10 protein-coding genes are annotated in these 9,659 nt (G+C 67.4%); 1 reads left to right on the top strand and 9 read right to left on the bottom strand.

The window, feature by feature from the left end:
- Nucleotides 1–144: 144 nt before the first annotated feature.
- The 8 genes from ABE422_RS16935 to ABE422_RS16900 all read right to left on the bottom strand — a co-directional run bounded on the left by ABE422_RS16935 (nucleotide 145) and on the right by ABE422_RS16900 (nucleotide 6,912).
- Nucleotides 145–1,371 carry an MFS transporter gene (locus tag ABE422_RS16935; protein WP_313212080.1) on the bottom strand — a complete coding sequence of 409 codons (1,227 nt, stop codon included), beginning with the start codon at nucleotides 1,369–1,371 and terminating at the stop codon, nucleotides 145–147.
- A gap of 215 nt (nucleotides 1,372–1,586) precedes the next feature.
- A complete protein-coding gene (locus tag ABE422_RS16930; protein ID WP_313212042.1) occupies nucleotides 1,587–2,264 on the bottom strand; it encodes a methyltransferase domain-containing protein in 678 nt (225 codons plus the stop codon).
- A 121-nt stretch (nucleotides 2,265–2,385) separates the two neighbouring features.
- Nucleotides 2,386–3,198, bottom strand: a complete 813-nt coding sequence (locus ABE422_RS16925; RefSeq protein ID WP_313217562.1) for a DNA-formamidopyrimidine glycosylase family protein — start codon at nucleotides 3,196–3,198, stop codon at nucleotides 2,386–2,388.
- Nucleotides 3,191–3,946, bottom strand: coding sequence for a DUF72 domain-containing protein (locus ABE422_RS16920; RefSeq protein ID WP_346483385.1), 756 nt, complete (start codon nucleotides 3,944–3,946; stop codon nucleotides 3,191–3,193). The genes ABE422_RS16925 and ABE422_RS16920 overlap by 8 nt, the downstream gene beginning before the upstream one ends.
- A gap of 3 nt (nucleotides 3,947–3,949) precedes the next feature.
- Complete coding sequence (locus ABE422_RS16915; protein WP_313212045.1) at nucleotides 3,950–4,384, bottom strand: pyridoxamine 5'-phosphate oxidase family protein; 435 nt, start codon at nucleotides 4,382–4,384, stop codon at nucleotides 3,950–3,952.
- An 82-nt stretch (nucleotides 4,385–4,466) separates the two neighbouring features.
- Nucleotides 4,467–5,261, bottom strand: a complete 795-nt coding sequence (locus ABE422_RS16910; protein ID WP_346483384.1) for an alpha/beta hydrolase-fold protein — start codon at nucleotides 5,259–5,261, stop codon at nucleotides 4,467–4,469.
- 56 nt (nucleotides 5,262–5,317) lie between these two features.
- Nucleotides 5,318–6,442 (bottom strand): metallophosphoesterase, encoded by a 1,125-nt coding sequence (locus ABE422_RS16905; protein ID WP_346483383.1) that lies wholly within the window; start codon nucleotides 6,440–6,442, stop codon nucleotides 5,318–5,320.
- A gap of 113 nt (nucleotides 6,443–6,555) precedes the next feature.
- Entirely contained in the window at nucleotides 6,556–6,912 is a 357-nt protein-coding gene (locus ABE422_RS16900) for a DUF1801 domain-containing protein (RefSeq protein WP_313212047.1), read from the bottom strand.
- A 203-nt stretch (nucleotides 6,913–7,115) separates the two neighbouring features.
- Here ABE422_RS16900 and ABE422_RS16895 point away from each other — a divergent pair, with 203 nt between their 5' ends.
- Entirely contained in the window at nucleotides 7,116–9,161 is a 2,046-nt protein-coding gene (locus ABE422_RS16895) for a TonB-dependent receptor (RefSeq protein WP_346483382.1), read from the top strand.
- A gap of 13 nt (nucleotides 9,162–9,174) precedes the next feature.
- On the opposite strand, the gene ABE422_RS16890 is transcribed toward ABE422_RS16895, so the two are convergent.
- The gene (locus ABE422_RS16890) at nucleotides 9,175–9,636 is read right to left on the bottom strand and encodes a DUF1801 domain-containing protein (RefSeq protein ID WP_346483381.1); all 462 of its coding nucleotides are present in this window, start codon (nucleotides 9,634–9,636) and stop codon (nucleotides 9,175–9,177) included.
- Nucleotides 9,637–9,659 lie beyond the last annotated feature (23 nt).

Here is a 9,659-nt window from a genome sequence, read left to right as displayed (position 1 = left end):
GGCGCGCGGGGCGGTGGCCGGCCACCCCCCCCCCCCCCCGGGGGGGGCCCCCCCCCGGCCCCCGGCACTACCTTCTCAGTGGAGCCGGCCAGCGGCCGGCACTACCTTCTCAGCATCCTGCGTGGAGCCGGCCAGCGGCCGGCCCTACCGGGGCCGCGTCTCGCGCAGCGTCCACATCACCGGCAGTACCAGTATCGCGACCACCGCGATCATCGCCCCGGGGGCCGACGACCAGCCGGTATGCCGCACCAGCAGTTCGGCCAGCAAGGGCGTAGCACCGCCAAAGAACGCCGTGGCCATGGTGACGCCCAGGGCCAGCCCGCTGAGCCGCCCTTCGCCGGGGAACTGCTCGGCCGTGGCAGGGGCCGCCACCGCACTCACCCCACCGGCCAGACACGCCAGCACCACCGCCGCCAGACCGATCGCCACGGTGCTGCCGCCGGCCATCACCGAGAACATCGTCAACGGCAGCAGCGCCGACAGCGCAGCCAGCGCGATCAACACGGGGCGGCGCCCGACCCGGTCGGACAACGCGCCTGCCAGCGGCGTCACCACGATCACCGCCACCGCCGCGACCGTGGACAGCCACAACGCCTCCGATTCACTCACCTGCCCCACGGAACCGAGGAATGCGGGCACATAGGTGATGCCGACGTAATAGGTGATCGAGCCCAGTGCGGAGATCGCAAACGTGCGCGCAATCGCGGGCTTGTGGTGCCGCCAGCTATCGCGGATCGGCGACGTCGGCACGGTGCCCTCGGCCTGTTGCCGCTCGAACTCCGGCGATTCGTGCATGGTCGAGCGCGCCAGCAGGATCGCCCCCGCCAGCGCCGCGCCGACGAAGAACGGAATCCGCCAGCCCCAGCCATCCAGCTGCGCGGTGCTCAGCAGCGCGACGGTCAGCGCCGACAACGCCACCGCCAGCAGGGCCCCCACTTCGCTCGCGGCCGACGCCAGTGAGGTGACCAGCCCGCGCCTGCGCACGGGTGCGGTTTCCAGCAGATACGCCACCACGCCGGTGTATTCGCCGCCGACCGAAAAGGCCATCAGGCAGCGCAGCAGCAACAGCAGCACACCGGCGGTCGCGCCAATGCTCTCGAAGGTGGGCAGCAGCGCGGTGGCCAGCATCGCAACCGTCATCAGCAGCATCGAGGCCAGCAGCATATAGCGTCGACCGAAGCGGTCACCGAGATGGCCGAAGACCAGTGCCCCCAAGGGACGCATCAGATACGACACGGCAAACCCGGCCAAGGTGGCCAGCAACGCATTCTCGCCGCCACCGAAAAACACGCGCGACAGCACCGTGGCCAGATACAGGTAAAGGGTGAAGTCGTACCACTCCACCACGGTGGAGAGGCCGGCGATGACCATCGAGCGCGTCTGCGGGCGCGCCGTGGGCGCGGTAGCGGCCGTGCTCAAGCCTGCATCCTGGAAACACGCAGGCCTTCGCGGCGCGGCAGTGGGCGAGATTGCATCGAGGGACTCCCGGCCGCCTGGGCCGCATCTGGACGGCGACAGCCTACGCCAGTCGATCTGCAGGCCGCGTCACAGGAGAGCGGTCGTGTCGCAACACGCCCTGCCTGTGCTCAGACCACGGCCGCCGGCCGCACCGCACCCCGCCGATAGCTCAGCAGGCGGCCGTTGCCTGGCGCATTGCCTTCATCTTCGAACAGCCCCAGTTCCTCGGTCACATCGAAGCCCTGCAGGGCCATGCCACGCGAGAACGAGCCCACGTTGCCGCGGCCGGGATCGGTGATCAGCAGCTCGGCATCGGGCTTGGCGTGCCGTAGCATCATCGCCGCGATCTGATGGGCATGCCCTCGTTCGTAGAGGATGTCGCTGCCGATGATCAGGTCGAAGCGCCCCAGCGAACCGTCAGGGACCTCCCAGGGCAGGTCACGGTAGGTCACCGCCGGCAGGTCGTTGAGGCCGGCGTTGTAGGCCAGGAAGGATTCGGCCAGTGGATGGTGGTCGGTCGCCACGACATCCGCGCCGCGATGGGCCAGCACCAGGCTGGACAGGCCCAGCCCGCAGCCCAGCTCCAGGATCCGCTTACCGGTCACGTCGAAGTGGCTCATGGTATCGGCCAGCGCGCGGCCGGCCGGCCAGATCTGACCGAACAGGCTCCACAACGAAGAGTGGATGCCGGCCCGCTGGGCACGTCCGGTGGGATCGGAAAACTGCTGCAGATCGCTGAGCGCGCGGATACGGAAGTCGTGCCCGCCGACCGGGATGGTGAGAATGCGGGTGGTATAGCCCGGCATGTGCGCTCCGTGGGACACGGGAGTCTTCATTCCGCTGGCGGCATGAACGACTCTGAGAAAGGAGCGAAGGCGATCAGGTGTCGATCGCGCAGGACGCGCGTACGTGCGTGTTGCCCCCATCCTACGCCATGGGCGAGGACCTGGCTGAACGCCTCGGGGCGGCCTTGCGTGCGTTCGGCGCGGCGTTGCGCCCGGCAGGCGCGGCGCCGTAGCGCACCTGGCACACCGGGCAGAAGAACGCCCGCCGCCGGGTCGTGCCCGGGTAGGTCTTGCTGATCGGCCCGCCGCAGTGGGGACAGGTGCGCTTGGTATGCACGAGCCAATGCTGGCGCAATACGAACTGCCGCTTCCAGTCCAGGAAATCGAAACTGTACTGCCGCGCCTGTTTGATGATCTCGCCCAACTTGCGTGGCGGAAGCGCACCCACCGTGGATTCGGGATGCACACGCGTGCGGAACAGCACCTCGTTCTTGATGATGTTGCCGACGCCGGCAAAGATCTCCTGGTCCAGCAGCGCGTCGCAGATCAACGTTTCCGGCTGCTGCTTGAGCTTCCTGCGCGCCAGCCTGGGGTCCCAGGCCAGGTCCATCACATCCCCGCGCCAGTCGTAGGTGTCCTCCAGCGCGCCGTCGATGTACTTCACCGACGAGGCATAGATGTTGAGCTCGCCGTTGTCGAACTGCAGCGACACCCGCGGTGGCGATGGCTTGCGCTCATCGATGCGGTAGCTGCCGAACATCAGCATGTGCACGCGCAGGCTGAAGCCGCGGAACTCGATCAGGAAGTGTTTGCCCCAGCTGCGCAGGGCCACCACCCGCCGCCCCTCCATGCGGGTCAGGTCCAACGTACTGTTGCCGGTGGCCAGACGCACGGTCTTGCCGCGGAACTTGGCGGCGGCCTCACGCAGGATGACGATGGAGGGACCTTCAGGCATGGGCGGGCTCCTGGAGGGTGGCGGCGCCGAGCAGGTCCTGCAGCCGCGCCGCATTGGCGATGGCGAACCCATGGGCAGTGTTGTCGAAGATTACCCAGCGCGCACCTGCTGTCCGCGCAGCAACCGTCGTGGCCAAATCCCGCAGTGCTGCGTCGTCATAGTCGCTGTAATACATGCGTGGCGCCCCATGCCATCGCCAGTAGCGCCATCTGGCGTCACCGCCCGGCTGGGCAGCCTCGGGAACCCGCGCAGGGTCCGCGCCGACACGCCCGATCGCATGCCGCTGCAGCAGCGCGTCGGCCTGCGGCGTGAACCAGCTGGCATGGCGCGGCTCGCAGACCACGCGCACAGCGGTGCGACGGCGCAGCATGCCGAAGAAGCCGGCCGCCACCCGCGCATCGAAGGCATGACTCGGCGGCAGCTGCAGCAGCAGCCCGCCGAGCGTGCGGCCCAGGCCGGCGGTTTCCTCAAGGAAGCGGTCCAGCGCCGGACCGCAACCGCGCAGGGCCGCCTCATGCGAGATGGCCTTGGGCAGCTTCACCGAGAACCGGAACGTGGCCGGCACGCTCGCCGCCCAGCGTTCATACGTGCGCTGCTGGTGCGGCCGATAAAAAGAGGAGTTGATCTCCACCACCGGGAACCGCGTTGCGTAGCGCGCGAGCATGCTCTCGCCCGCGCCGGTCAATGCGGCGTAACGGCTGGGAATCGACCAGCCTGCGCATCCGATCTTGATCGACGGGGCAGGCATCGCTTACAGGCGGATCTCGCCGTCGTCCTCGCCCGACCAGTAGTGGATGCGGGTCGCCTTGACCTGGATCAGCACGATGCCAGGCGTATCCACGCCCTGCTTGAACCACCGCTCCAGGTCCGGGACCCAATGCGCCTGCAGGGTCGCACGGTCGCGGCTGAGCGTGGCATGGCCTTCCACGGCCACGAACAGCGGCGGCTTGCCCAGCAGCGATTTGCTACCGGTGAAGGACAGCGCCACTTTCGGGTCGCGCTCGATCTCGGCCACCATGTCGGCGCTGTCGAAGGCGAAAAAGTAGCTGTCGCCATCGTAGTCGACGTCGCCGTTGTTGCTCATCGGCCGGCCGGCGATCTCGCCGCTGGCGGTGTGGGTCTGCAGCATCGCGAAATCGATGCCGGCCATCTTCTTGGCCAGTTCGGGCAGGGTCAGCGTGGTCATGGAATCTCCGGGGGTCAGGGCTCGTGCGCCCAGCCTCCGCGCAGCCCGGTGACCGAGGCGTGCACAGCCACTGGCGGAAATTTCACACGGTCCGGAACGTGCTCCCATTGGGGAACAACGCCAACAGAGCACGGGTGAGCATCGCCGGATATACCGTCAGGTGATCCTCATCCGGCACCACGCGTGTCTCCAGCTGCAGGCCGGGATACCCGCGCCCGCGCAGGCGGTCGGCAAAGGCCTGGGTATGCGCGACCATGTCGTTGCGGGCGGCGAACGGCGCATCGGAGGCCGGGGTTTCGTGCGCGCCGATCGACAGCAGCACGCGGGCGTCAAGATCCGCATGCGCACTGGCGTAGTCCGCCTCGATCCGCTCGATCACATGCTGATCGAACCACAGCGAAGGACTGGACAGGATGTAGCGCTGGAACATCGCCGGACGCGTCAGCAACACGAAGGCGCCGAACAGACCGCCGTAGGAATGGCCGGCGAACGCCCGCTGCGCTGGATCGGTCCGGTAGCGCGCCTCGACCTGCGGCAGCACGTGCTGCGCCAGGAAATCCCGGTAGTGCGCGGCGCCGCCGTAGGTGATGCCATCGGTGTACTCGTCCCCGGGACTGCGGGTGGGCCGGGTCGGGGTGTAATCACGCGAGCGGCTCTGCTGCGAGCTCAACCCGTCCTGCGGTGGCAGGCCAATCAGGATGAAGGGCGCCAGATGCGCACCGCCCTGCCCGACCATGTTGCGCACGCTGCGCGCGAGCGGAAAGCTGTACAGCGCATCGGTGACATACAGCACCGGGTAGCGCAGGTGTGTCTCCCGCGCGTAGCCGGCCGGCAGGGACACCCAGATCGGATAATCGCGGCCTACTGGATCGTGCATTGTCCAGGCCTCGGTGTCCGGCAGCACTACCCCGGGCATGGCGCATCCACACACCATCAGCGCGGCCGCAGCGTGATCAGCGTGATCTCGGATGGCACGCCGATACGTGCCGCGAAGCCCGGCCACAGCCCGGCACCGTTGCTGACATACAACGCCATGCCATCCACCTCGTAGCGCCCGGACACAAAGCCGCCATTGGCGCGCTTGACCAGCTGGTCCATGCCGACGATGTGGCCGCCGTGGGTGTGGCCGGAGAGCTGCAGCGCCACGCCCTTCGCGGCATTCGCGCGTGCTTCCACCGGACGATGGTCGAGCAGGATCACCGGCGCCTGCGGGTCCGCCCCGGCCAGTGCGGCCGTCAGGTCCGGCATGGGCAGACCGTAGCGCGCGGCCACTGGATCGGTGACACCGGCGATGGTCAACGTCGCACCGTCACGCTGGACCTGCGTGTGGGTGTTCTCCAGCACCTGCATGCCCTGCCCGCGGAAGGCCTGCATCCACTCGGCGTACTGCGCGTAGTACTCATGATTGCCGGTGATCGCGATGACGCCATCGGGCGCGTGCAGCCTGGCCAGCGGCGCAAAGTCGTTGGCGCGGGCGCTGACGCTGCCGTCGATCAGATCCCCGGTGATCACCACCAGATCCGGATGCAGGGCATTGCTCTCGGTGACTACCTTCTCCACCCAGGCACCGGTGAGCAGGCGGCTGGCGTGGATGTCGGTGAGCTGCAGCACGCGGTAGCCGTCGAACGCGGCCGGCAGCCCCTCGATGGCCACCTCGATCTGCCGCGGCTTGGGGACCGCCATGCCCTGCCAGATGCCATAGGCGGACAGCAGCAGCGCCAACGTGCCCGCTGCAGGGCGCAGCCACGCCGCGCGTAGCATCGGCAGCACGCGCCGCGCCCGGACCAGGCGTGCGATCAGCAGCAGCGCATCCAGCACCAGCACGAACACCGCACTGATCAGCAGCGTGGTGAACCCGGTCGCAAGCACCGCGATCACCGCTTTGGGAATCTCGGGCGAGGCCATGGTCCCGGCGAACTGGGCCACGATCCGGTGGTGCAGCGCCAGTGCGACCACCAGCAGGCCCAGTACGATCCGCACCGGACGCGACAACCGCAGCGGCCAGATCACGCGCCACACCAGATACAACGCAAGCAAACAGCCGATCACACTCAGCACAGGCACATCCTGGAAACGTGGGGGAATGGGCCGGCCGCATCGCTGCCGCCTCGCCCAGCCCTTTATCGTTGCCGAATCGCGCGGCGTGTTCCAGTGCAGGAGGTCGTGATGATTCAGGCAGAGCGCTGGCGTGCTTTCGCACGCGCTGCAGCGGCAGGGGGCTTCGCTGCACGCTTGCGCGCGATCGCGGCGCGGATCAAGGCCTTGAACGCGGTCGGGTGGATCGTTTCGCCGTCGTGCAGATCGATGGCGCGGCGGGTGTTGCCCTCCAGGCTCGCATTGAACAGCCCCTTGGGATCGGGCAGCGCCGCGCCCTTGGCGAAGGTCAGCGTCACGGCCGCCTTGTCGGTCTCGCCGGTACACAGGATGCCGCTGTGCTCCCACACGGGCACGCCTCGCCACTTCCAGGTGTCCACCACCGCCGGATCGACCTCGTGGATCAGGCGGCGGATGCGACTGGCTGCGCGCATCGATCTGCTGCGATGCGGACGGCTCGCTGGCTGCCGCAGCGCGCGGGGGCGCACGGGCGTTGGGCTGGCTGCCGGAGGTCAAAGGGAAGCGGATATTAATGCAATGTTATATTATTTCTTTTTAGTTCCCCCTTCCCCTCAGCGAGCGACCGCTGTCCGCTTGCCCTACCCCTGTTCTCACGGCTACTGAAAGGCACAAAGAGATGAAAACCAAGGCAATGGTGTCCGCCGTGCTGGCGACCCTGTGCGCCGGCGAAGCGCGCGCGCAGTCCAGCGATGCGGCGATCACGCTGGGCAGCGTGCATGTGCGCGAAGGCTCCCGCCGTCCCCTCGCTGCGAACCGCGTGCTGACCTCGGTGGATGTGATGGGCGGCGACCAGGTGCATGAGAAGAACGTCTCCAACAGCTGGGAACTGCTTGGCCAGATGCCGGGCATGCAATTGACCGAAACCCGCCAGGGCGCGGAGTCCGGCAAGGCCACCTTCCGCGCGTTCAACGGCGAGGGCTACCTCAACGGCATCAAGATCCTGATCGACGGCATCCCCAGCAACGTCAACAGCGGCAACCAGCGCTTCATCGACATGGTGTTCCCGCTGGACATCGACTACATCGAGGTCGTGCGCGGCACCAACGACCCCCGTTACGGCCTGCACAACATCGGCGGCAACATCAACCTCGGCACCCGCCAAGGCGGCAACTACACCGATGCGCGGCTCACCTACGGCAGCTACAACACCCGCGAAGCACAGGTCGCGATCGGTCGCGAAGCGAACGGTGTCGCCCAGAACTACTTCCTGGCCTCACAGGCCTCCGATGGCTACCGCGATCATGACCGTTCGAAAAAATACTCGCTCGGCGGCAAGTGGTTCTACAGCGGCGACGAGGACCTGTTCACCATCGGCCTGATCGCACGGGTGTACCACCACGAGGCGGACGAGCCCGGCTTCATGACGGCTGAAGAGTTGGCCACCGACCGCCGCGGATCGGCGCTCAAGAATGCCAACGATCTCGACGACCGCGACATGCGCCATCTCAGCACCCATCTGGACCTGCAGCTGAGTGACACCGTGCATGTCAACAACACGCTGTACTACAACCGCTACGAGGACGATCGGCAGGTGACCTTCACCCGTTACGTGCCCGGCAACGCGCCGCGCCAGCGCCGCCAGTGGGACGAGAAACAGACGGGCCTGCTCAGCACGCTGACCTGGGCGGCCATGCCTGCGCTGACAGTCGAGGGCGGTCTCAACGCCGAGCACCAGGACAACACGTACCGCCGCCTGCGCTACAACCACGCCGTCCCGACCGACTTCTCGACCCCGGCGCGGGTCCAGAACGATGACCGTTACACCTTGGACAACCTCGGTGCTTACGTGCAGGCCGTGTATCAGCCCACCCCTGCCCTGAAGATCGTGCCGGCCTACCGCGTCGACCGCTTCTCCGGCAGCACCCGCCTGCCCGGTGGCATCACCGCCCCGCTGCAGCACTACGGCACGATCGAGCAGCCCAAGCTGAGCGTGGTCTATGCGATCACCCCGGCCCTGAACGTCTATGCCAACTGGGGCAGGACGTTCCAGGTACTGACCGGCTCCACCGCGCCGGCCTACCTCACCGCCGGCCAGGACACGTTCCGGCCCTCGATCAATACCGGCAAGGAGGTGGGCATCAAGTTCACCCCGGCCGTCGGCACCGACGCGCGCATCGCGGTGTGGCGCCAGGATGCAACCGACGAGGTCGCCAACATGCCGGCCACCGGCACCTCGGTCGGCCTGGGCCAGACCCGTCGCGAAGGCATCGACCTGCAGGTCACCGCGCGCCTGGGCGACCGGTGGACGCTGTGGGGCTCGCACGCCATCCAACAGGCCAAGGTGGTCAGCGCCTTCACCACCGACGGTACCTCCCTGGCCGGCAACGAGGTCATCGCCACGCCGCGCTACATCAGCAACATCGGCCTGGACTACCGCGCCAACGATCGTTGGACCTTCGGCCTGCAGGGCCGGATGCAGGGTGACTATTACATTGAAGAGCGCAACACGCAGGGCACGTTCGGCGCCTTCGCGGTGCTTGATGCCAGTGCGTCGTATCAGCTGTCCGAGCGGCTGAGCGCGGATGTACAGGTGAAGAACCTGACCGGCCGCGACTACGCGTATGCGTGGTACGACAACTTCTTCTGGGGCGGCGATGACCAGCCGATGTTCTCGCCCGCACCGGGGCGCTCGGCTTACGTGTCGTTGAACCTGAAGCTGTAGGGCAGCCCTGCCCTCACATCCGCTCGCCGGGCAGGCGGCTGGCCTGCTCCAGCCAGGTACGGAACTGCGCTTCGTCCAGCGGCACGCCTTCCTCGATATGCAGGTAGCGCGTGTCCTGGCTTTTCGAGGCGACTGGCGGAACCGGCTGCAGTAACCGCCCGCGGAAAAAGGCCACCTTGATGTAGCGGGTGAAGCAATGCAGGCTCAGAAACCAGCCATCGCCTTCGATGCCGTACAACGGCGAGTTCCATTTGACCGCTTTGTGCACGCCCGGGACGGTTGCCACGATCAGCGCATCCAGGCGTTCGCCCACCGCCCGCTTCCAGCCGGGCATCGCGGCGATGTAGGCCTGTACCGGCCCGTCGCCGTCGCCTTTGGGAATCTGCGGGTTGCCGCCGGACAGCAGCTGCGGGGCGCTGTCAGGGAGCAGGGGCGCGCCCTGACTGCCTGACGCGCGTGGACCGTTCGTCGCCATGGTGCCGTTCCCGTGGAAGACCC

It is taken from the genome of Stenotrophomonas sp. TWI1151 (assembly GCF_039673135.1).
In the GTDB taxonomy this organism is placed as follows: domain Bacteria; phylum Pseudomonadota; class Gammaproteobacteria; order Xanthomonadales; family Xanthomonadaceae; genus Stenotrophomonas.
The sequence above is the reverse complement of the archived record's forward strand: the minus strand, read 5'-3'. Positions and strand labels throughout refer to the sequence as shown.